The organism is Mesorhizobium sp. M8A.F.Ca.ET.181.01.1.1, from assembly GCF_004792025.1.
Lineage (GTDB): Bacteria > Pseudomonadota > Alphaproteobacteria > Rhizobiales > Rhizobiaceae > Mesorhizobium.
Genome location: NZ_SRTV01000183.1, coordinates 1 through 318, shown reverse-complemented (window position 1 = coordinate 318; position 318 = coordinate 1). Strand labels below are relative to the sequence as shown.

General features: G+C 64.8%; 1 pseudogene. It reads left to right on the top strand.

Annotation, left to right across the window (positions count from 1 at the left end):
- Positions 1–318, top strand: a pseudogene (locus tag EN824_RS34155) (S-methyl-5-thioribose-1-phosphate isomerase); the annotation flags it as partial.

Sequence of the window (318 nt, the reverse complement as noted above, 5' to 3'; positions counted from 1 at the left end):
GCGAAAAAGAAGCCTGGCGAGGCGGTCAACATTCTCACCCATTGCAATGCCGGTTGGCTGGCGACGGTCGACTACGGCACCGCCACGGCGCCAATCTATCTGGCGACGGAAGCCGGCATTCCGGTCCACGTCTATGTCGACGAGACCAGGCCGCGCAACCAGGGCGCCCAGCTGACCGCCTGGGAAATGGCCGGCCACGGCGTGCCGCACACGCTGATCGTCGATAACGCCGGCGGGCATCTGATGCAGCATGGCGACATCGACATGGTGATCGTCGGCACCGACCGCACGACGGCCAATGGCGACGTCTGCAACAAG